Origin of the sequence: Paracoccus sp. 228, from assembly GCF_000967825.1 — a bacterium.
Classification (GTDB): Bacteria; Pseudomonadota; Alphaproteobacteria; order Rhodobacterales; family Rhodobacteraceae; genus Paracoccus; species Paracoccus marcusii.
This window is the reverse complement of record NZ_JYGY01000006.1, coordinates 44,480-66,632: the sequence shown is the minus strand read 5'-3', so window position 1 is coordinate 66,632 and position 22,153 is coordinate 44,480. Positions and strand designations below refer to the sequence as shown.

At 67.5% G+C, this 22,153-nt stretch carries 22 protein-coding genes; 6 read left to right on the top strand and 16 right to left on the bottom strand.

The genetic code is table 11. The features are described 5' to 3' along the window. Positions 1–29: 29 nt before the first annotated feature. The 12 genes from malQ to SY26_RS16995 form a co-directional block, all read right to left on the bottom strand. A complete protein-coding gene (malQ, locus tag SY26_RS17050; protein ID WP_046001516.1) occupies positions 30–1,862 on the bottom strand; it encodes a 4-alpha-glucanotransferase in 1,833 nt (610 codons plus the stop codon). After that, a complete protein-coding gene (gene glgB, locus SY26_RS17045; RefSeq protein ID WP_046001515.1) occupies positions 1,859–4,039 on the bottom strand; it encodes a 1,4-alpha-glucan branching protein GlgB in 2,181 nt (726 codons plus the stop codon). The genes malQ and glgB overlap by 4 nt, the downstream gene beginning before the upstream one ends. Continuing rightward, complete coding sequence (gene treS / locus SY26_RS17040; protein WP_046001514.1) at positions 4,036–7,335, bottom strand: maltose alpha-D-glucosyltransferase; 3,300 nt, start codon at positions 7,333–7,335, stop codon at positions 4,036–4,038. The genes glgB and treS overlap by 4 nt, the downstream gene beginning before the upstream one ends. Beyond that, a complete protein-coding gene (locus SY26_RS17035) occupies positions 7,332–9,299 on the bottom strand; it encodes an alpha-1,4-glucan--maltose-1-phosphate maltosyltransferase (RefSeq protein ID WP_046001647.1) in 1,968 nt (655 codons plus the stop codon). The genes treS and SY26_RS17035 overlap by 4 nt, the downstream gene beginning before the upstream one ends. Before the next feature lie 205 nt (positions 9,300–9,504). Then, a complete protein-coding gene (locus tag SY26_RS17030) occupies positions 9,505–9,711 on the bottom strand; it encodes a hypothetical protein (RefSeq protein WP_046001513.1) in 207 nt (68 codons plus the stop codon). A gap of 10 nt (positions 9,712–9,721) precedes the next feature. Then, entirely contained in the window at positions 9,722–10,579 is an 858-nt protein-coding gene (locus SY26_RS17025; protein WP_046001512.1) for an SDR family oxidoreductase, read from the bottom strand. Positions 10,580–10,659: 80 nt separating this feature from the next. Then, positions 10,660–11,223, bottom strand: a complete 564-nt coding sequence (locus SY26_RS20060; RefSeq protein ID WP_052715344.1) for a hypothetical protein — start codon at positions 11,221–11,223, stop codon at positions 10,660–10,662. Positions 11,224–11,339: 116 nt separating this feature from the next. Next, complete coding sequence (locus tag SY26_RS17015) at positions 11,340–12,083, bottom strand: DUF2243 domain-containing protein (RefSeq protein ID WP_046001511.1); 744 nt, start codon at positions 12,081–12,083, stop codon at positions 11,340–11,342. Further along, positions 12,083–13,054, bottom strand: coding sequence for an NAD(P)/FAD-dependent oxidoreductase (locus SY26_RS17010; protein WP_157020514.1), 972 nt, complete (start codon positions 13,052–13,054; stop codon positions 12,083–12,085). The genes SY26_RS17015 and SY26_RS17010 overlap by 1 nt, the downstream gene beginning before the upstream one ends. Positions 13,055–13,264: 210 nt before the next feature. Next, positions 13,265–14,089 carry a manganese catalase family protein gene (locus tag SY26_RS17005; RefSeq protein ID WP_045981831.1) on the bottom strand — a complete coding sequence of 275 codons (825 nt, stop codon included), beginning with the start codon at positions 14,087–14,089 and terminating at the stop codon, positions 13,265–13,267. A 55-nt stretch (positions 14,090–14,144) separates the two neighbouring features. Then, a complete protein-coding gene (locus SY26_RS17000; protein WP_046001510.1) occupies positions 14,145–14,636 on the bottom strand; it encodes a ferritin-like domain-containing protein in 492 nt (163 codons plus the stop codon). A 75-nt stretch (positions 14,637–14,711) separates the two neighbouring features. Then, a complete protein-coding gene (locus SY26_RS16995; protein ID WP_046001509.1) occupies positions 14,712–14,945 on the bottom strand; it encodes a hypothetical protein in 234 nt (77 codons plus the stop codon). A gap of 168 nt (positions 14,946–15,113) precedes the next feature. Between SY26_RS16995 and SY26_RS16990 the strand changes: the two genes are divergently transcribed. Next, complete coding sequence (locus SY26_RS16990) at positions 15,114–15,563, top strand: DUF892 family protein (protein ID WP_045981834.1); 450 nt, start codon at positions 15,114–15,116, stop codon at positions 15,561–15,563. A 163-nt stretch (positions 15,564–15,726) separates the two neighbouring features. Next, entirely contained in the window at positions 15,727–16,518 is a 792-nt protein-coding gene (locus SY26_RS16985; protein WP_046001508.1) for a hypothetical protein, read from the top strand. Positions 16,519–16,624: 106 nt separating this feature from the next. Here SY26_RS16985 and SY26_RS16980 read toward each other — a convergent pair whose 3' ends face one another. Continuing rightward, the gene (locus SY26_RS16980) at positions 16,625–17,098 is read right to left on the bottom strand and encodes a sigma-70 family RNA polymerase sigma factor (protein ID WP_046001507.1); all 474 of its coding nucleotides are present in this window, start codon (positions 17,096–17,098) and stop codon (positions 16,625–16,627) included. Positions 17,099–17,416: 318 nt separating this feature from the next. Here SY26_RS16980 and SY26_RS21240 point away from each other — a divergent pair, with 318 nt between their 5' ends. Beyond that, complete coding sequence (locus SY26_RS21240) at positions 17,417–17,578, top strand: hypothetical protein (RefSeq protein ID WP_157001366.1); 162 nt, start codon at positions 17,417–17,419, stop codon at positions 17,576–17,578. Here the strand turns inward: SY26_RS21240 and SY26_RS16970 are convergent. Beyond that, positions 17,575–17,997 carry a response regulator gene (locus tag SY26_RS16970; RefSeq protein WP_052715341.1) on the bottom strand — a complete coding sequence of 141 codons (423 nt, stop codon included), beginning with the start codon at positions 17,995–17,997 and terminating at the stop codon, positions 17,575–17,577. The two genes, SY26_RS21240 and SY26_RS16970, sit on opposite strands and share 4 nt — an antisense overlap. Before the next feature lie 187 nt (positions 17,998–18,184). On the opposite strand from SY26_RS16970, the gene SY26_RS16965 reads away from it, so the two are divergent. After that, positions 18,185–19,432 carry a glycosyltransferase gene (locus tag SY26_RS16965; RefSeq protein WP_052715340.1) on the top strand — a complete coding sequence of 416 codons (1,248 nt, stop codon included), beginning with the start codon at positions 18,185–18,187 and terminating at the stop codon, positions 19,430–19,432. On the opposite strand, the gene SY26_RS20055 is transcribed toward SY26_RS16965, so the two are convergent. Together SY26_RS20055 and SY26_RS21235 are read right to left on the bottom strand one after the other, a co-directional pair. Beyond that, on the bottom strand, positions 19,395–19,970 hold the full coding sequence (locus SY26_RS20055) for a DUF2585 family protein (RefSeq protein WP_052715339.1): 576 nt from the start codon (positions 19,968–19,970) through the stop codon (positions 19,395–19,397). The genes SY26_RS16965 and SY26_RS20055 overlap by 38 nt on opposite strands. 1 nt (position 19,971) lies before the next feature. Next, the gene (locus SY26_RS21235) at positions 19,972–20,124 is read right to left on the bottom strand and encodes a hypothetical protein (protein ID WP_157001368.1); all 153 of its coding nucleotides are present in this window, start codon (positions 20,122–20,124) and stop codon (positions 19,972–19,974) included. 142 nt (positions 20,125–20,266) lie between these two features. On the opposite strand from SY26_RS21235, the gene SY26_RS16955 reads away from it, so the two are divergent. Beyond that, a complete protein-coding gene (locus SY26_RS16955; protein ID WP_045981838.1) occupies positions 20,267–20,809 on the top strand; it encodes a cysteine hydrolase family protein in 543 nt (180 codons plus the stop codon). 163 nt (positions 20,810–20,972) lie between these two features. Next, positions 20,973–22,073: an HPP family protein gene (locus SY26_RS16950; RefSeq protein WP_232303378.1), complete on the top strand. Its 1,101-nt coding sequence runs from the start codon at positions 20,973–20,975 to the stop codon at positions 22,071–22,073. The last annotated feature ends 80 nt before the right edge of the window (positions 22,074–22,153 follow it).

Sequence of the window (22,153 nt, the reverse complement as noted above, 5' to 3'; positions counted from 1 at the left end):
GGCCCTTGACGCTGCCTGATCCACAGGGGTCAGACAGCGTTGGGTTCGATCGGCCGTTCCGCCGCCAGTCCGCCTGTCAGATCCCGAAACAGCGCCGTTGCCACCAGATCGTCCAGTGGCATTGACAACTTGCGCCGCCAGTTGGGATATTCGTCCACCGTCGACGGCACGTTGACCGGATGCAACTCGGCCGCCATATCCTCCAGACGCACGGCGAACAGGCGCGACGGCGCGCTGGCCAAATGGCGATGCACGGCGATGGTCAATGTGGCGGGGGCGTCGCTCGGGTCGATCCCCGCCGCGACGTCGGCCGTCAGCAGCCCTGCCGCGACAAGATCGGTCAACAAATCGGCGCGTTGCACCGTACGCGCATCGCGCTGTTCGGTCGCGGCCGCGTCGCTGATGAAGCCGAACCGCTGGCGCAGGGCCACGTCATCGCCCTTCCACCAGCCGCGAAACGTCGGCAGGTCATGCGTGGACAGGCAGGCCAGCGCATCGCGCGGATAGTCCGCAGGCGGGATGAAGCCGTCGTCGCGCCGCTCGAAAAAGAAAATGCGATAGGACAGGATGCGGCACGCCTCCATCACCTCGCGGAAGCCCGGGGGGACGTTGCCCAAGTCCTCTCCGATGATGGTGGTCCGGTTCTGCCGGGACGCCTCGGCCAGGGCAGACAGCATGTCCTCCAGCGGATAGCGGGCATAGGTTCCGTCGGCGGCCCCCGCCCCCTCTGGCATCAGGAACAGCTGCCACAGTCCCATCGCATGATCGATCCGCAGCGCGCCTGCCTGCCGTGTCGCGTGTCGGATCAGGTCGCGGAACGGCGCCGCGCGGGTCGCGGCCATGGCGACGGGTGACAGCGGTGCCAGACCCCAGTCCTGCCCCTGTTCGTTGAAGTAATCGGGCGGCGCGCCGATGCGCACGTCCGGCAGCACGATGTCGCTGCCCCAGCTGCCGGACCCGTCGGCCGCCTCTCCGACGGCGAAATCCAGATAGAGGCCGATCGCCATGCCCAGATCGCGACAGCGGTCGCGCAGGGCCTGAAGTTGCGACTGGCACAGATATTGCAGCCACATATGAAAGGCGACGTCATCCGCCCGTTCCTGCGCCATCTGCCGCATGGCATCGCCATCGACATCGCGCCACGCCTTGGGCCAGCCAAGCCAACCTGCGCCATTACCGGCATCGACCATCGCGGCCGAGGCGACCTCAAACAGCGCATGACGGCGCAGATCGTCGCCGCCTTGGGCCACGAAATCGTCCGGCAGGGTCGCGCCCGCGGACCAGATGGCGCGCAAAGCCGACAGCTTGGCCGCGGCTACGCCCGGATAGTCGACCAGTTCCGCGGCGCGCAGGTCCTCAAGCACCGCCGCATCGGCCATGTCGGCGCGAAATCCCGGCACCTGATCGACCGCCAGGTACAGCGGGTTCAGGAACCGACGGTTCGACGGAGAGAACGGGCTGCACCGTAACGGGTCGGACAGAAACATCGCGTGCAGCGGGTTGAGGCCCAGAAACGCCGCTCCGGCTTGTGCGGCATGACCGGCCAGCACGTGCAGATCGCCGAAATCGCCGATGCCCCAGTTGCGGTCGCTGCGCAGTTGGTACAGCTGCAAGGCGATGCCCCAGTGACGACCCTGACCGGGCACATGGCATTGCGCATCGGCGGGCGCGGTCAGGCGCGGCTCTGACACCAAGGGCGGCAGCGTGTCCGCGTCGAACGCCCCCAGCAACCCGCGCAAAGTTTCGTCGGGGGCGTCATGCACGGCGCCCCCGACCAGATCGTATCGCGGCTGGATGCCATAGGCGCGGGCGCGGGCATGCAGGTCGCTGCCATCACCCTGCGCCGGAGGGGCAGAGGTCATGCCTGCACCGGCATCAGCACGATGGTCGCCAGCGGCGGCAGGGTCAGGCTCAGCGACTGGTCGCGACCATGCCAGACGACGGCTTCGGCATCGCGCACCGCCGCGTTGCCGACACCCGATCCGCCATAGGCCTGATCGTCGCTGTTCAGCACCTCGCGCCAGGCACCGGGAACCGGAACGCCGATCCGGTAATCCTCGCGCACGACGGGGGTCAGGTTGCACACCACCACCACCGGGGGCGCGCCGTCGTCCGACTTGCGCATCCAGACCAGCACGCTCTGGGCGCTGTCGCTGCTGTCGATCCATTCGAACCCGTCGGGATCGCAATCCAGCCGGTGCAGCGCGGGCGTGTCGCGATACAGCCGGTTCAGGTCCCCGACCAGCGCCTGCACGCCGGAATGCATGGGATCGTCCAGCAGATGCCAGTCCAGCGACTGGTCGTGGTTCCATTCACGATCCTGCGCGAATTCGCAGCCCATGAACAACAGCTTCTTGCCCGGATGGGTCCACATGAAGGCGTAATAGGCCCGCAGGTTCGCGAACTTCTGCCAGCGGTCGCCGGCCATCTGGCGGATCAGCGATCCCTTGCCGTGCACGACCTCGTCATGGCTCAGCGGCAGGACGAAATCCTCGGAGAAGGCATAGACCAGGCCGAAGGTCAGATCGTGCTGATGATACTGCCGATGGATCGGGTCCAGCCGGAAATAGGCCAGCGTGTCGTGCATCCAGCCCATGTTCCACTTGAACGCAAAGCCCAGGCCCCCCTGGTCGACCGGACGGCTGACCATCGGGAAGGCGGTCGATTCCTCGGCGATGGTCACGGTGCCGGGATGGTCGGTGATGACACGGGTGTTCACCTCGCGCAGAAAGTCGATGGCCTCCAAGTTCTGGTTGCCGCCATGGCGGTTGGGCACCCATTCGCCGGGCTGGCGCGAATAGTCCAGATACAGCATCGACGCCACCGCATCCACGCGCAGCGCGTCGACATGGAACTTGTCGACCCAGTAGAGCGCGCTGGCCTGCAGGAAATTGGCAACCTCGCGGCGGCCGAAGTTGTAGATCAGCGTATTCCAGTCCTGATGGAACCCCTGGCGCGGATCGGCATGTTCGTACAGCGCCGTGCCGTCAAACTGCGCCAGACCATGCGCGTCGGACGGGAAATGCGCGGGCACCCAGTCCATGATGACGCCGATGCCCGCCTGGTGCAGCCGATCCACCAGCCGCGCGAATGCCTCGGGGGAACCAAAGCGGCTGGTCGGCGCGAACAGGCCCACGGGCTGATAGCCCCATGATCCGGTAAAGGGATGTTCGCCCACCGGCAGGAATTCGACATGCGTAAAGGCCATCTGCTGGACATAGGGCACCAGCAGATCGGCCATCGCGTCATAGTCCAGGATCTCGGCATCGCCGCCCCGGCGCCATGACCCCAGATGCACCTCATAGATCGAGATGGGCGCCTGGCGGTCCTGCCGGCGCGCGCGTTCGGTCATCCATGCGCCGTCGCGCCAGTCGTGATCGGGCAGCCCGTGGACGACGGACGCGGTTTCCGGCGGCTGCTGATGGGCAAACCCGACAGGGTCCGCCTTGAGCGGCAGGCGTTCGCCATGCGCGCTGAGGATTTCGTACTTGTAGACCTCTCCGGTCGTCAGGCCGGGGATGAACAGCTCCCAGATGCCGGGTCCAAGACGGCGGCGCATCGGGTGGCGGCGTCCGTCCCATGCGTTGAAATGGCCGACCACGCTGACACGCCGCGCGTTGGGCGCCCAGACCGCAAAGGCCACGCCGGCCACGCCCTGATGAGTGACCGGATGGGCGCCCAGCTTGTCGTACAGGCGTCGGTGGCTGCCTTCGGCCAGCAAATATTCGTCCATCTCTCCCAGCACGGGGCCAAAGTGATAGGGGTCGTCGACCTGCCATTCATGATCGCCCGCCCGCATCGCCAATCGATAGTCCCCCTGCGGGGCGGGCCCGCAGAAGAACCCCTCGGGGTGGATACGTTCCAGCGGAAAGACACCGTCATCGGCCACTGCGCGGACCTCGGCGGCTTGGGGCGCAAAGACGCGCAGCTGCCCGTCATGCGGACCTAGGATCGCGAAGGGATCGTGATGCTGGCCCCGCAGGATCGCCTCGATTCCGGTGGAGGTCAGCCCGTCGGGCAGATATGCGACATCGGTCATGCGTTCTCCTGCGTCAGCAGTTCCAGGATACCGGCCAGCGGGATGCCGACCCAAGCCGGGCGATTGCCCAGCTCGTATCCGGTCTCGTAGATGGCCTTCTGCAGCAGGAACAAATCCAGCAGCGCATCGGCCGCGGCGCGATCGGACGGCAGGTTCGCGGACCCCTCGACATGCTGGCGATAGCTGTCCAGGAAGGCCGCGCTGGCAGTGCGCCGCCAATCCTCGATCCGCTCCAGCGCCTGTTCGACCGTCGTGCCAAAGCTGGCGCGATGCCGTGCCACGACCGTCATCGCGGCATAATCAAAGGACCGCAGCATGCCAGCCACGTCGCGCAAGGGCGACGAGAGGGCCCGACGTTCGTCCAGCGACCGCGCGGGTTCGCCTTCGAAATCGATGATGGCCACGTCGTTCTGCGCCAGCAGGACTTGGCCCAGGTGATAGTCGCCATGGATGCGCGACAGCCCGCCGGACGGGGTCAGCTTCGCAACCCGGCGCAGGCGTTCCAGCAACGCGTCACGCTGCGCCAGCACCTGTTGCGCCAAGGGCGCCGCATCGTCCGGCAGGTCGGCCTGTTCCAGCCGTGCCAGCATCGCCTCGGCATCGGCGACCGCATCATCGGCCCAACCGCGCAGCGTCTCGGCGGTCAGGTCCTGCAGAGCGAAAGCCGGATCATCGGTGGGCGTCGCCAGGGCGCGGTGCAGCTCGGCAGTCCGCTGTCCCAGCAAGGTGCCGATCGACAGCGGAAAGTCGTATCCGTGCCGCACCGGCGCGGCATCGCCCGCCGAGGTCCATCCGTCGCTTTCGTTCAACTCCAGCATCAGCGCATCGACGATGCCCGTCCAGGCATCACCCCGGTTGGGAACAAAGGCAAAGGCCGCCGCCAGGGTCGTGTCCTGATCACCCTTGTGATCCAGATGGCCCAGATAGCGCGGCGTATGGGCAAAGCCCGCGACCGTGGTCAGGAACTGCGCCACCTCGACATCGGGCTGATGCCCGGTGCGCAGGCGACGATACAGCTTCAGGATGATCTGGTCCGAGAAGGCGATCGACAGGTTCGACTGCTCGACCCCCATCTGGCGCGGGGTGCCGGGTTCAGTGATGGCACGCAGGGCATCGGTGCCGTGGAACTGCAGATCGCCCTGGGCCTTGCCTTCGACCATCCCGTCCAGCAGCAGCTGCGGCAGGCGTTCGTCGAAGGCGCCGTCGACCAGCGCGCCAACCCGTGCGGTGTGGCGGATCTTGGCCAGCGTCCAGGACAGCTTGGGCGCACCGGGACGCAGGTTCTCGTCGCCCCACCGGGCCGACAGCGGCAGGAAATAGCTCTGCTCCTCGCCCTCACCGCCGGGGGTCACGTCCAGTGCGACCATCGCATGTTCGCCCTGCCCCAGATCGCCCAGCTGACGCAGACGGACACGGGGCGGGACGGACTGATCCTTGGCCGCGAACCAGCGCTGCAGCGGCAGCCACTGGGGCAGAACCTCTGCCTGCAGCTGCGCGCCCTCCCGGCCGGCCAGCGCGGTGCTGACCTTGCCGTCACGGGTGGTCAGCGTCATGAATTCCGGCAGGATGTCGGGAAGCTGTTCGTGCCAAGACGGCATCTCCTCCTCACCCGACAGGGCGAACCAGAAGAACCCATAGGCCGGCAGCGTCAGCATGTAGGGCAGATCGCCGATCGGCGGAAAGGCCGACCGACCGGTCAGCTCGACCGGCACCATGCCGCGGCGGCTGGCCAGGTCCAGCTCGACCGCCTGCGCGCTGTCCGACAGGTTGGCGACGCACAGATAGGCGCGCCCCTCGTGTTCGCGGACATAGGCCAAAATCTTGCGGTTGCGCGGATAAAGCAGCGTCATCTCTCCACGCCCGAAGGCGGGATGCTGGCGGCGCACGGTGATCATCCGGCGCATCCAGTTCAGCAGCGACGACGGGTCATCCGCCTGCGCCTCGACGTTGATCACCTGGTGGCCATAGACCGCGTCGATGATCGTCGGCAGATACAGCTGCTGCGGCTTGGCCGTGGAAAAGCCCGCATTGCGGTCGCCCGACCACTGCATCGGCGTGCGGACCCCGTCACGGTCGCCCAGGTAATAGTTGTCGCCCATACCGATCTCGTCACCGTAATAGATGATCGGCGTGCCGGGCATCGACAGCAGCAGCGAATTCAGCAGTTCGATCTTGCGGCGGTCGTTCTGCATCAGCGGCGCCAGGCGGCGGCGGATGCCCAGGTTGATGCGCGCCCGCGTGTCGGTGGCATAGGTCTGCCACAGATAGTCGCGCTCCTCGGACGTCACCATCTCCAGCGTCAGCTCGTCATGGTTGCGCAGGAAGATGCCCCACTGGCAGTTTTCCGGGATCTCGGGCGTCTGGCGGATGATGTCGGTGATCGGGTGACGGTCAGCCTGCGCCAGCGCCATGTACATGCGCGGCATCAGCGGGAAATGGAAACCCATGTGGCACTCGTCACCCTCGCCGAAATAGGGGCGGGTGTCCTCGGGCCACTGGTTCGCCTCTGCCAGCAGCATCCGGTCCGGGAAATGCTTGTCCAGATCGGCACGGATGGCCTTCAGGACGTCATGTGTCTCGGGCAGGTTCTCGTTGTTGGTGCCGTCGCGTTCGACCAGATAGGGGATCGCATCCAGGCGCAGCCCGTCCACGCCCATCTCCAGCCACATGCGCATGACCTTGAGAACCTCGGCCAGCACCTTGGGGTTGTCGAAGTTCAGGTCGGGCTGGTGCGAATAGAACCGGTGCCAGTAATAGGCGCCCGCGACCGGATCCCAGGTCCAGTTCGACTTCTCCGTGTCCAGAAAGATGATCCGCGTCTCGGGCCATTTCTCGTCCGTGTCGGACCAGACATAGAAGTCGCGCGCCGCCGATCCGGGCTTGGCATGGCGGGCCTTCTGGAACCACGGATGCTGGTCGCTGGTGTGGTTGATGACCAGTTCGGTGATCACGCGGATGCCGCGCCGATGCGCCTCGGTCACGAAGGCCTTGAAGTCGCGCATCGCGCCATAGGACGGATTGATCGACCGATAGTCGGCGATGTCATAGCCGTCGTCGCGCAGGGGCGAGGGATAGAAGGGCAGCAGCCAGATGGCCGTCACGCCCAACTCCTGAACATAGTCCAGCCGCTGCATCAGCCCGGCGAAATCGCCGATGCCGTCGCCGTTCGAATCCATGAACGCCTTGATGTGCAGCTGATAGATGACCGCGTCCTTGTACCAGTCGGCCTGGTCGCGGTCGATGCCGCCGGTCACGGCGAAGGTTGCGCCGTCGCGCTTGGGGTTCGGGATGTTCATGGGCGCGGCGCTCCGGGTGCGATGAGTTGCCAGATGGCATAGGGACGGGTCTGCGGATCAAGATCCAGGGTCTGGGTCTTGCCGTGCCAGGTGAAGCTGTTGCCGTGGATCAGGTCACGGACCTCGATCGACGCGTCGTCGGGCAGGCCGAATTCCCACAGCGGGACCTCGAACTGGAACACCTGGGTGTTGTGCGGGTCCAGGTTGACGTGGATCAGCACGTAATCGTCCCCGGAACGCTTGCCATAGGCCAGAACCTGGTCGTTATGGGCCACGTGAAAGGTCAGATCGGTGAACTGGCGCAGCGCCGGATGATCGCGGCGCAGACGGTTCATCAGCCGGATGTCGTCCTGGATGTTGCCCGGCTGGTCCATGTCCCAGACCCGCAGCTGATATTTCTCGCTGTCCAGATACTCTTCCTTGCCGGGCACGGGCGCGGCCTCGCAGATCTCGAAGCCGCTATAGACGCCGTAATTCCCGCCCAGGGTCGCGGCCAGTGCCAGGCGGATGCGAAACCCGGGCCGACCGCTGGACTGCAGATAGCGTGGATTGATGTCGGGGGTATTCACGAAAAAGTTCGGGTTCATCACCAGACGGCTGTCGGTCTGCGTCAGCTCGGTCAGGTACTCGGTGATCTCGGCCTTTTCGTTGCGCCAGGTGAAATAGGAATAGGATTGCGAAAAGCCGACCTTGGCCAGCCGCTTCATCACCTTGGGCCGGGTGAAGGCTTCGGCCAGAAAGATCACGCCCGGATCGACGCGACGGACCTCGGCGATCATCCATTCCCAGAAGGGGAAGGGCTTGGTGTGCGGGTTGTCCACGCGGAAGATGCGCACCCCGTGGTTCACCCAGAACAGCACGATGTCGCGCAGCGCGTACCACAGCCCCGGCAGGGCATCGCGATAGAAATGGACGTTGACGATGTCTTCGTACTTCTTGGGCGGGTTCTCGGCGAACTTGATGGTGCCGTCGGGGCGCCAGTCGAACCATTCCGGGTGTTCCCTGATCCACGGGTGATCCGGCGAACACTGGATCGCGAAATCCAGCGCGATTTCTAGACCTTGGTCGCGGGCGGCGTCAATCAGGCGGCGGAAATCGTCGAAATCGCCCAGTTCGGGGTGGATCGCATCATGCCCGCCATCCGCGGACCCGATGGCATAGGGGCTGCCGGGATCGTCCGGCCCTGCGGTCAGGCTGTTGTTCGGACCCTTGCGGTTCGTACGCCCGATCGGGTGGATCGGCGGAAAATACAGCACGTCAAAGCCCAGATCGCGCACATAGGGCAGGCGCGCGATCACGTCGTCGAAGGTGCCGTGCCGGTCCATGCTGCCCGATTGTGACCGGGGCATCAGTTCATACCACGCGCTGAAGGCCGCGGCCTGCCGGTCGACATGCAAAGGCAGCGTGTCGGACAGCGTCAGGTCGGTCCTGGGTGCAGCGCGGTTCATCAACGCGGTCACCTGATCATCCGTCAGCGCGGCCAGGCGGGCCGCATCGCCCTGCGCCGCCAGACCGTTGTCCTGCGCCAGAACCGCCTCCAGCGCGGCCCGGTCGTCGGCGCCGGCGCGGCCCTTGGGGCCCATGGCGGCCTCGACCAGGCGCCGGCCCTCGGTCAGTTCCAGCGATATGGCCTGACCCGCGGCATGCTTGGCCAGGATCTCCTTGCGCCATGTCGCGAACAGGTCGCGCCAAGCGGCAAAGCCGATCTGATAGTCCCCCGGCGCGTCGAAAGCGTGACTGGCCTGCCAGCGGTCGTTGATGACGAAGGTCATCGGCACCTCGGCAAAATCCTCCTGCCCGACCGGGCGCCACAGCAAAGCGGCGTCGATGATGTCGTGCCCGTCCGAAAAGATGTCCGCCTGGAACAGGTCCGGCTGCCCGGCCACGACCTTTGCCGCAAAGCGCCCGCCATCGACCTGATGGGAAATCCCCTCGATCGCCAGACGCGCGGCGGCAAGGCGCAGCAGGGTCGGATCGGCGTCGGCTGCCCGTCGCGGCGATCGCCGGGGAGTGCGGGCCTTGGCGGGGGATGGCGTAGCGGGCTGGTCGTTGGACACGGATATGCCTCCTTGGATCGGACAGGAACAGAACAGGCACCGCCCGCGAATGTTCCGGCAGAAGGCGAAACAAGGGTCGATTTGCCCGCACCAAAGGCAGGAAGGCCGGGCCCTAGTAGGTCCCCGGCGGATCGCTGGCCGGAAAGGATTCGTCCCCGCGTTCATCGACATCGGACCAGTCCGGGGGCGGATCGCGCATCTGGTCGGGCCCGGCAGGTCGGATCGCATCGCCCGCGTCGGGGCCGGATCGGCGCGCCACGGATCGGACCAGCAGCGCGACCCCCGCAAGGGCCGCGACAAGGGCAAGGGTTCTGGTCATGGCATCCCCCTCAGATGATCGGCTGACCGCCGGTGACCGCGATGGTCGCCCCGGAGATGTAGCTGGAGGCCGCCTCCGCCAGCATCACATAGGCCGATGCCAGTTCCGCGGGCTGCGCCGGCCGCCCGATGGGATAGTTCTGGCCGAAGGTGGCGACCTTGTCGCCCGGAAAGCTGGCCGGGATCAGCGGCGTCCAGACCGGCCCCGGCGCCACGACATTCGCGCGGATGCCGCGATCGGCCAGCATCTGCGCAAGGCCCGCGGTGAAGTTCTGGATCGCGCCCTTGGTCGTGGCATAGGCCAGCAGGTCGGGGCTGGGCTTGTCGGCATTCACCGACGCGGTGTTGATGATCGCGGCCCCCCGGCCCATATGCGCGACCGAGGCCTTGGTCAGATGGAACATCGCGTCGATATTGGTGGCGAAGGTATAGCGCCACTCCTCGTCGCTGATGTCCTCGATTTTGGCAAAGCTGCGCTGATGGGCGGCGTTGTTGACCAGGATGTCGATGCGCCCGAACCGATCGGCGGTCTGCGCGATCACGTCGCGACAGTTTTCGGCCTTGGACAGGTCGGTCATGATGACCAGACACTCGCGGCCGGCCTGGCGGACCAGGGCGGCGGTATCCTCCATGTCCCCCTTTTCGTCCAGGCAGACCAGCGCCAGGTCGGCCCCCTCGCGGGCATAGGCGATGGCCACGGCGCGCCCGATGCCGCTGTCGGCGCCGGTGATCAGCGCCACGCGACCCTTCAGACGGCCGTTGCCCTTCCAGCTGTCCTCGCCGTGATCGGGAACCGGGTCCATCCTACGGAAGCTGCCGGGCAGGTCCTGTTCCTGTTCGGGAAAGGGCGGATAGGGATAATCGGTCATGCGCGGTCTCCTGTGGCATTCGGGCCCGTCACGGGACGGACCGGTGCCTGCAACCGGCGACAGGGCGCGATGTTCCCGCCCTAGTGGAAATGGCGGGACAGGTTCCGCGCGATTTCGTGGTCCATCAGGGCGATCATCAGGCCGCGCAGGGTGCCCGTGACGGCATCGCCCTCGATGGCGCGGATCGCCTGCAGCATCACCCGCTCGACCAGGCGTTCGGCCGCAGCGGCGTCCGAGGCGACGAGGCGGACATAGGACAGCATGTCCACCATGACCTCCTGCACCCCGTCCGCGTCACCGAACCGCAGGCGTTGCGCATGCAGCTGCAGCAGCAGGCTGCGCGTCGGGCTGGGCTTGGCGTGGATGACGGTCTGGCTGAACCGGTCCGGGACGTCCCGCACGGTATAGCCGGTCAGAAAGACGAACGGCACCTCCTGCAGGCTCAGCTGATCGGCGATGCAGAACGACGTCTGCGCGCCCAAGCGCACGTCCAGGATCGCCGCGTCGGCATCCGCGCTGGTCAGGCTGCACATCGCATCGCCGATGTCCGAAAAGGGACCGATCACGGTATCGCCAAGATTGCTGATGTCGCGGGACAGCTGTTCGGCGATCAGGAATTCGTCTTCGACCACCAGAATGCGCATGGTCCCCCCGGATCGCCATCGTCAGGCATGACCCTATCCAATCACGCAACGACTGCCCATTAAACATACCTTAACGGAAGGGCCTGTTTCGGCGAAAAATTGCCTATCGTGCAATATCAGGTTCTGCGCCATCCTAGGCAGCCCGCGGGCAGGCCCCCGCCCGCGACCAGCAGGGCGCCCTGTCCATACAGACGCCATGCGCCGCCTGCGGGCATGTCGACCACGGCCAGGGACAGGCCCGCGTCCTGCCACAGGATGGCTGCGCCTGTTGCGGTCAGGCGGTCGCGGATCTGGGCGTCCGTCAGGTCCTTGCGGAACACGACCGAGGCAACCCGGCCGTCGCCGGGCGGCTGTGCGGCCCAGGTGCCCATCCCGACGGTCAGCGCCAGCAGCGCGGCCGTGACGCCCCCGATGCGACCTTCGGGACCGCGCGACCCCATCGCCACGTACAATCCCGCGGCTGCGGGCAGGATGCCGAACCCGATCAGCCAGCCCGCATCCCACAGCAGCGGGACCAGGCTGTCGTCCCGGATGCGATGGATGCCCAACACCCAATGCGACAGCACCGCATCGATGCCGTGCCACAGTCCGAACCCGACCGGCAGCATGGCCCACAGCCGGCGGCGCGGATCGGCGCCGATCACCGACCGTTGGCGCCACACCGCCGCCAGCCCGACCAGCGCGACCGCGTACATGGCGGCGTGGAAATAGCCGTCCCACAGGATCTGCAGCCGCAGGTCGTCCATGCCCGGCACCAGGCTGAGAAGATGGTGCCATTGCAGGATCTGGTGCAGCAGGACCCCGTCGAAAAAGCCGCCCAAGGCAAATCCCAGGATCACCGCGGGCAGCCACGCCCGCATCACCCGCCCTCCTGCCGAACGGGGGCCAAGGCACGCCCCTCGGCGCTGCGCAGGATGCTGTGGATGCGGCTGGCGGCGATCTGGGCCTGGCCCATCGCGGTGCCGATCTGGTTCAGCCCGGTCGTCAGATCGCCCGCGGCGAACAGGCCCGGCACCGTCGTCTGCTGATGATCGTCCGTGGGGATCCGGCCATCCGGCGCGGGGATCAGGCCAAGCCGGGTCGCCAGTCCCGCCTGCGCCACGGCCCCCAGGCCCGACCAGACCGCCTCGACCCGCAGCGGGGGCGCGTTCGGGCGGATCAGCGTGACCCCCGGCCCGGACAGGTCCCAAGTCACGTCCGGCGACGTGTCGACCGCGACGCCCGCATTCGTCAGGCTGCCGTGATCGTCAGGCGACAGTCGCAGCGGCGTGCCAAGCGTCAGCAGGGTGACCTGCCGGGTGTAATGGGACAGGAACAGCGCCTCGGACGCGGCATGGGCATCGGCGCCGATCACGGCCACCGGCCTGTCCGTCGCCTCATAGGCGTCGCAGACGGGACACAGGCGCAGCTGGCCGGCCAGGATCGCGGCACGGGCATCGGCGATCTGCGGCAGCCGGTCGACGGCCCCGGTGGCCAGGATGACATGCCGCGCGATGTACAGGCTGCCCGCCAGAACCTCGAACCCGCCATGCGGCAGGGGGTCCAGGCGCACCACGCGTCCCCGGATGATGGGAACGCCCAGATCGGTCACCTGCTGGCGCATCCGCCCCAGCAGGCGACCGCCCCGGATGCCCGTTGGATAGCCCGGATGGTTCCAGGTCCGCGGGATCAGCGCGGCGCGGCTGGCGCCTGCATCGATGACGACCACGCGACGCCGGAAGCGGGCCAGGTGGATCGCCGCCGTCAGTCCGGCCGGACCCCCGCCGATGATGACGCAGTCCAGCATCACGCTGTCGCCCGCGCCGGCGTGACCGAAGGTCGACTGTCTCATGATCGCGTCGGCATCCGGCCGTAGATTGGCGTCGCGCAATGACCGATCCGCCGTTCCGTGCGAAGGGCTGTCGCGCGGTGCGACCTGTCGCAAGGTGCCGAAAGACTGCGGCGCCCGATTCCAGGTACGGTGGCGGCGGATAGGTTGTCGGTCATGGGCATGTCCTGGAACGAGGGCGTGCCGGCGACCCCAGGGCCGCCGGCACGGATGCTACATCTGTTCGGTCTGCGCGCCGCTGCCGGTGCGGGCCGGACCCAGGTCGGGCTGCTGACCCATCGCGGTCGTGGGCTGGGACGTGAATTGGCCCTTGCCGTCGACGGACGGACCCTGCGACCAGCGGCCGTCGACCGGCGCGCTGCCATCCGCCTGGAACCCCAGGAAGGCATAGCTGAACTCGGACTGCTCCTCGGCCTGGGGAAAGCTGTTGGGGATCGGGAAAGCGCCCTGCGCGCCGCCCAGTTCCTCCAGCGCGGCCATCCACTGGTTTTGGTGCATCGTGTCCCGCGCGATCAGATAGGACAGCATGTCCTTCATCCCTGGGTCGTCGGTCATGTTGTACAGCCGCACAGCCAACGTGCGCCCGGTGGATTCGGCAGCGATGTTGGCGGTCATGTCGGCGGCGATATTGCCGCTGGCATAGATGTGGGACATGTCGAAGGGCACGCCGTCGCTGTCCACCGGCATCGCCGACAGACCCGCCGACAGCAGGTTCTTGAGGTTCATGCCACCCATCACGGCCTCCACCGCCTTGTCGCGGGCGCCCTCCTCTTGCATCGCCAGGGGCGCGCCTTCCAGGTTCAGGGCGACCGCGGTGGCCAACATCTCGATATGGCCCAGTTCCTCGGCGGCGGTGTTCATCAGCAGGTCGCGGAACCGGGCGTCGCCGCGCGCGCCGCAGGCTTGGAAGAAATACTGCATCGCCACGCGGATCTCTCCCTCGACGCCGCCGATGGCCTGCTGCAGGGCGCGGGCGAACAGCGGGTTCGGGGCATCGACGCGGACGGGATATTGCAGCTTGTTGTCGGTATAGAACATGGATCTCTCCGGTTTGGGGGACCGGCGCCGCGCGATGCGGGCCGGTGGGGTCGGGTCAGCCCTGGGCGGCGGCGTTGATGACGGTCTCGGCCAGACCGGTCAGGATCTCGTCGGTGGCCGTCTCCTCCTGCAGGGTCTGGTCCAGCAGGCGCTCGGCATCCGCCAGGCCCAGCTGCGCGGCCCAGGCCTTCAGTGTGCCATAACGGGCGATCTCGTAATGCTCGACGGCCTGGGCCGCGGCCAGCAGGCCCGCATCCAGCGCGGGGCTGCCCTTGAACTCCTCCATGATCTCCTGTGCCTCGGCGATGATCCCCTCGATCGCGTCGCAGGTCTTGCCGGTCGGGCGCTTGCCCAGGGCATCGAACACCTCGGACAGGCGCTCGTACTGGGCCTGCGTCTCCTGTTCGTGGGTCTGGAAGGCGGCCTTCAACTCGGGGTCCTGGGCCGCACGCGCCATCTTGCGCAGCGCGGTGCCGATCTTGCGTTCGGCGTAATAGATGTCCTTCAGCGTTTCATGAAACAGCGTGTCCAGTGTCTGTTCGGCCATGGGTGCTCTCCTTGACGTTTTGGGGCCGCTGAACCGGCGGTTGCGGCGAATGTTCCAGCGCGCCGACCGAAAAACTCACAGCGCGATCAGCAGGACGACGGCGATCCCCACGATCACCGCCAGCGGGATGGCGATGGTGCCCAGCAGCATCATCGCCCCCGACCTGGCGGGGACGCGGTAATAGGCCATGTCGGCGGGCTGGCCGCTTTCGGCGGCGGATTCGTCGATCCTGGCGGACGGGGGCGCGGTGCCGTCGGTCTGGGCGCCAGGTCGATCGGCGGGCAACGGGCGTTCGGGATCCTGGGTCATGGGCCTCTCCTGTTGGGGCGGGGCGTGCAACCGGGACGGGGCCGCGATGTTCCCGCCCATCGTCGCGGCGGGCGGATCGGGTGCCGTCGAACGATGCCCTGGAACAAACCGGCGATCCGCCGGTTGCACGCCCCCAAATTCGGAACGTCCCACAGAAAGGACCCTCCCATGGCCACCACCGTCGGCACCGAAGACACGATCACAGACCTGGTCACGAACCTGATCCTGCTGGAGCGCGATGCCATCGCCGCTTACGAATCCACGATCTCGCGGTTGTCGGACCCGGCTTTGTCGCAGCAGGTCGAGACGTTCCGCCAGGATCACCTGCAACACCTGGAGGTGCTGAACCAGATCGCCGCCGAGACGGGCGCCGACGCGCCGGCGGAAGGCGACATGAAGCAGATGCTGACCACGGGCAAGATCGCCCTGGCCGGGCTGATGGGCGACGGCACGATCCTCAAGGCCATGCGCACCAACGAGGAAGACACCGTCACCGCCTATGAACGCGCGTCGAGCCACCCCTCGGCGCTTCCCAAGACGCTGGCCTTCTTCCAGAAGGCTTTGGCGGACGAACGTCGGCACCGCGACTGGATGCAGCGGACCGCCGACATGCTGTGAAGGACGCCCAACTCCCCCGGGTCGTCCTTCGGGACCGGCGCTGTGCCCGAGCGCCGGTCCTTTTTTCGTCTCACGCAGGCGTGCGGGAACATCTGCGGGTGGCCCCGGTTGGGACCGTCCAAGCGCATGACCATGGCGCATCATCATCTCCGGAGGAGACATCATGACCTGGACATTGACACAGACCAGCCGCGCGGCCCTTGTCGCGGCGACTCTTGCCCTGGCACTGCCGGGCGCGGCCCTGGCTCAGACCACCGCACCCGACAGCGCAGGCGGCGGCGCGGCGGCGGACGGTGCCATCTTGGGCGGCGGCGGAGCCCCGATGACCGGCACGGAGGATGCCGGGGCCGAAGGCTCCAGCACCGCCGACATGAGCACCACGACCGGCAGCGGTCAGAATACGGGATCGGCCGCGCAGTCGGGCGGTTCGGCCGACATGTCGCTGACCTATGAACGCGTCGTGGCCGACCTGCAGTCGGGCCGCGACTACGGCGATCAGCTGGAGGGGATGGATGCGGACACGACCGTCACCGTCATGGGCCTCAGCGAGCTGGAACAGGTGGGCGGCGGCGCAGTCTCGACCGCCGAGGAGGGCACGCCCCCGATGACCGGCGGCCAGACCACGATCGACACGAACGGCTCGGCGGCGATGCAGTCGGACACCACCTCCGGCGCCTCGGCCGGCGGCGCGGCGGATGCCCCCGCAGGCATCGCGGACGGGATGGCGACCGGAGGCGGAACCCAGACCAGTGCCGTGACCGAAAGCACGCCGGGCGATGTCGACGCGGCGCTGGAGCAGGCCCAGGACAACCTGACCACCCTGCGGGAAACCCTGTCGGAAAACCAGGCCGTCACCGACGCGCTGGAGGCCACTGACCACACCACCGACGACGTGATCGCCCTGCATCGCGATGGTCAGGAACTGACGGTGATCGTGGACGACCGCGACGAATGACGATCAGAGCGGGGCCCGATCATCGGGCCCCCTTCACCCGGCGCAGGGACATCATGCGATGTCATCGGAACTGCGGTCGCTGACTGGCCTGACGCATGCGGACGCGTCAGAATTCCGGTTCCAACGCCCGTTTCAGCATCGTCCGCGCCCGGTTCACGCGGCTCTTGATGGTGCCGATGTCGCATTCCAGGATCTCGGCCGCGCGGATATAGCTTTCGCCCAGGACCGATACCATAACGATGGCCTCGCGGTAATGGACGGGGATCCGGCCCAGCTGGTCCCACATTTCCTGATGGCGCAGGTGCCATTCCTGCGTGGCTTGCGATATCGGCTTGTCGGACACGCAATCCTCGGAGCCGGTGCGTTCGCGGGCCGACTTGCGGACATTGGTGTAGAAGCGGTTGCGCATGATCGTGAAAAGCCAGGCCCGCATATGGGTGCCCGGCTGGTACTTGTCGGCATGTTCGATGGCCCGCAACAGGGTCTCCTGGACCAGATCGTCGGGATCCTCCTGTCGCCCGCACAACGAGCGCGCATAGGCGCGCAGTGCAGGAATGTGGTGAAGTACATTGTCGGACATGGTCGGCTACGCCTGTTCCCAAAGCAGCACGCTAAACAAATGCGTACATACCGATCTGGTTCCGCAAACGTGATCGACCGGCCGTTTCCCGCCTGTTTCGGCGATGCGCGCGTCTTCGGGAACATTCCAACGGTTTGCAGGTTCAGCGGACGGACATCACGGGGGGTGCCTGCGCCGTTTTCGCAACGATGCGTGACCGTCGGGGACGAATTCGCGGTGCCACGGCAAATGTGAACTGTCACCGACCCCGCACCGTGGTATCTGCTGAAGGCAATGGAAGACGTGTTTGGCAGGCCGCCAGGCGCTTTTGAGGTCACGATGAGCAAGACGGATCCCCGCCCGCCCCAGGACGAAATGGACGACAGCATGAAGGAACTGCTGATCGAGATGGAAAAGGTGGCCGTGCCGCCCCGGCTGCAGGAACTGGCACGCCGTCTTGAGGCCGCCATCGCGGCGTCCAAGGCGCGCCGGGACGGCTAGCCCCCGATCACGCCGCGCCGGCCCGACCGGACGCGGCATTGCGGCCCGAACACGCGGGTCCGGCGCGCCGCGTCGGCCAGGGCCATCACCGCGTCGATGCAGGCACCGCCGATGATCGGCTTGACGAAATGCGGCACCGCGTCAAAGCGTTCGGGCATGTCCTCCCTTTCGAAACCGGTCACGAAGATGAAGGGCACCCCCTGTTCCGCCAGCGCGTCGGCCAGGGGAAAGGCCAGTTGGGTGCGCAGCTGGACGTCCAAGATCGCCGCATGCGGACGCCTCCGTGCGGACATCAGCGCGACGGCCAGGGGGATCGATCCGGTCGGACCCAGAACCGTCGCCCCGCGGTCGCGGACCTCTGTCGCCAGGTGCAGCGCGGCCCAATAGTCGTCCTCCACGATCAGTATCCTGCAGGTCATGGCCGTTCCTTTCGTTCCGCACGGGCGGCGCAACCGGCAAGTCGGGACCATGTTCCTGACGGCGCGGAACAAACCACCCCGATCGCGGTTCAGCCCGCCACGAAGGCCCGATCCGTCGATGGCGCATTGCCGGGGACAAAGTTTTGCAACGATTGCCCCAAGCCGTCGTTGGGCCTGCAAGAGGACGATGATGGTACAATACGACCGGCTTGCCGCCCGCATCCTGATGATCTGCCCGCCCTATCCCAGCCATCGCCAGGCCTTCGCCGCGCTGGCCGAGGAGCTGCGCGCCCGCGGCCACCATGTCCGCTTTCTGGCAGGCGACACGGTCCGCTCCAGGCCCTGCCTGCCGCCCGACAGCCGCCCCCATTCGGCGCGCCTGCACGGAGAGATCGCCGCGGGCGCCGCGCGCACGCAGATGCTCTGCCGGCTTGGTCCGGCGGCCATCGCCGCCTATCGGCCCGACCTGATCCTGGGCGACCAGACAGAGCCGGCGGCAGGCCTGCTGTCGCGCCACATGCGCATCCCGATGGTGTCGATCGCCTGCGCCCTGCCCTTCGACGACGAACCCGGCGTGCCGATCCCGTTCCTGGGCTGGCGCCCCGACCACAGCGAACGGGGGATCGAACGGCTGCGGACCGCGCGGCGGATCGCGCAATGGGTGATGCGGCGGCAGTCGCGGGTGATCCAGACCATCGCCCTGGACTGGGACCTTGGACCGCTGCGCGATTTCACCGATTGCGTGTCGCCCCTGATGACGCTGGCCCAGGCCGTGCCGGGGTTCGACCACCCCCGTCCCGTGACCGGCGGGCGGGTGCGCCACATGGGCCTGTTCCGCGCCCCGGTCGCCGAGCCGCTGCCCTGCGACATCCGCCCCGACCCGGATCGACCGCTGGTCTATGTCAGTTTGGGTACGCTGCAGGGGCACCGGCACCGCCTGCTGGCGCGGATCGCGCGGGCCTGTCGCCGGGCCGGGGCGCAGGTGCTTGTCTCGCTTGGCGGCCAGTCGGCCGAGGGCGCGCGCGACATCCCCGCGGATTGGGTCCGCAGCTTTGTCCCGCAGCGCGCGATCCTGGAACGCGCGCAGGTCTGCGTGACCCATGCGGGCATGAACACGGTCATGGAGTGCCTGGAACAGGGCGTGCCGATGCTGGCCTTGCCCTTGACCAACGATCAGCCGGGCGTCGCCGCCCGCATCGCCCGGACCGAAACCGGCCTGCGCCTGTCGCCCCGGTGGGCGTCCGAGGCACGCATCCACGACGCGCTGTGCCGCTTGCTGGACGACCCGTCGTTTCGGGCGAACGCCCACGGCTTTGCGCAGGACGCGCCGCATTGGCCGCGCGCCGTCGGGGCCGCGGACGCGATCGAAGGCGTGCTGGGCCGGCGCCCGACCCTGGTCACAGCGCCTGTTGCAGCGCGCGAATGGCGGCGATGATGAAACCGTCCTGAATCCACAGGGACAGCGCGATCTCTGTCCCGACCGCCAGGGCCAGCACAACCCGCGCCGATGCGACCCGCGCGAACACCGCCCCGGCGACCGCGCAGGCCGTGTCGGCGAATGCGTTCAGGCGACTGTCGCCGTGATAGGCCAATGGGTCCGCCGCGTCATAGCCGAACAGGCGGATGCTGACGGGCAGGTTCTCGATCACCTCCCAGGTCGTGCTGCTGGCGACGACGACGGCCAGCAGCGCCCAGAGGCCCAGATCGGGCCGCAGCCGCGTGACCAGCAGGACCAGCAGCGCGCCCGTCACCGCATGCAGCAGGGAATAGGGGTCCAGCAGGGTCTGGGAATTCAGCGCCGGATCGCCGGGCATCGCCCAGATCCGGCCGCAGTCGCAGCCCCAGGGACGTTCCAGCGCCGCAAAGACCGCCAGCTTGACGGCGGTTGCGATGACGATCACCGCGACCGCCCGTGCGGCCTGGCGCGACCCCTGATCGTCGGGGGTCGCGGCCGCGTCGGGATGCGCCGTCACGTCAGGATTTGGACGGGGTTTCGTCGGCGGACGGCTTGTCCATCTTGGCGGGGTTCATCACGTCGAACTCCTTGGGGTCGTGGGGTACGCCCTGGCCCTGGCCCTGGCCGTTCTGGCGGGGCACGACGGGGTCGGATTTCTTCTTGTCGTCCATGGCGCGGTCCTTTCGTCGGTCATGTCCGCATCAACATCCCGCCGCGGGCGATGTTCCGTCCGGATCGCAGGCTTTGCGCCATGACCCCTATCGCGATGGGGGGCATCCGGTGCACCATGGCCCGACTGACAGGAGGAACCCCATGTCCAAACGCGCCATTCTGGTCGTCGATCTGCAGAACGAATACTGGCCCGACGGCAACCTTCCCCTTCACGGGATCGAGGCCGCCGCCCACAACGCCGCCCGCGTGATCGCCCATGCCCGTTCCAGGGGCGATCTGGTCGTGAACATCCGCCACGAGATTCCCGGCGGCCCGATCTTCGTCCCCGGCAGCGCGGGCGCCCGGATCAACGACGTCGTGGCCCCCGCCCAGGACGAGGCGGTCATCACCAAGAACCACCCCAACTCGTTCCGCGAGACCGGGCTCAAGGATCTGCTGGACGAACACGGCGTCCGCGACGTGGTCGTCGTCGGCGCCATGAGCCACATGTGCATCGACGCGACCACGCGCGCCGCCAACGACCACGGCTTTGCCACCACCACGATCCACGATGCCTGCGCGACCCGCGACATCGAGTTCGGCGGACAGACCGCCCCCGCGGCGCATGTCCACACCGCGATCATGGGCGCGCTGGCGTTTCTCTATGGCGATGTAATCAGCACCCAGGATTTCCTGAAGACCTGACGGCCCCGGCCCGATGCGCGGACCGCGTGTCGGGCGGCTGCTGAGGGATGAACACCGCACAGGCTGCAGGGGCCCGCCGCGGGCATATCCCGGAATGCCCTTTCATCTGCCCAAATAATGGACATAGTGACCGCGAAACGTGCAGTTGACCGGGACCGTGACCATGCGACCACTGATGATCAGCGCACTGCGCGCCTTGGGGCCGTCGGTCGCCTCGACCCCCCTGCCCGAGGCGGTGCGGGCGGGCGTCGGGGCCGTCGCGGGCCTGATCATCGCCGGGCTGTTCGTGCTGTCGCCCGCGGTCGACAGCCAGCTTGGCCTGTACCTGATCGCGCCTTTCGGGGCCAGTTCAGTCCTGCTGTTCGCGGTTCCGAACAGTCCGCTGGCGCAGCCCTGGGCCGCCATCGTGGGCAATACGGTGGCGGCGCTGATCGGTGTCGCGGTGTGCTTGCATGTGGCCGATCCCGCGCTGCGGATCGCGGTGGCGGTGGGCCTGGCCATCACCGCGACGATCCTGTGCCGCGCTTTGCACCCCCCTGCCGGGGCCGTCGCCATGACCGCCGCGATGAGCCCCGACGCCATCGCGGACCTGGGCTATCGCTTTGCGGTGACGCCGGTGGCGGCGGGGACGGTGCTGCTGGTCGTCGTCGCGGCGGTCTATGCGCGGCTGACCGGGCGCCGCTATCCGATGCGCCAGGTGGACGACCGCAACGCCCACCGCACCGCCGACCCGGACCCCGCCGCGCGCATCGGCCTGTCCGAGGATCAGCTGACCGATCTTCTGGAACGCTATCGGCAGAACTTCAACCTGGGCGCGGGCGATCTGGCCCGCCTGGTGGGGGCGGCCGAACTGCAGGCGGCGGCGCAGCGGGTCGGGCCGGTCACGGCGGGCACGATCATGTCGCGCGATCTGGTGACCGTCGGCCCCGACGCCCCGGCCGAACGGGTGGCGGCGCTGTTCCGGCGCCACCGCTTCACCTCGATCCCCGTTGCCGGGCCCGACGGACGCTATCTGGGCATGATCTTCCAGATCCACATGATCGCAACCGATGTGCGGCCCGCGGGCCCGGCGGCCGCGCTGATGCGGGCCGACATGCCCACCGCGCGGGCCGACACGCCGCTTGGCGATCTGCTGACCCTGATGGCCGAGGGCGACGTGGACGCCGTCCCGGTCCTGTCGGGGCCGTCGCTGGTGGGGGTGGTGACGCGCACCGACCTGATCAGCGCCTTTGCCCGACACGATCCGCGCGGGCCGGAGGGCTGACGGCGGGTTTTCGGGCCAATCGCTTGACGCGGCCGCCCGGACCTGCGGTAGGTTCGGCACAAACCGGAACGGGAACGACG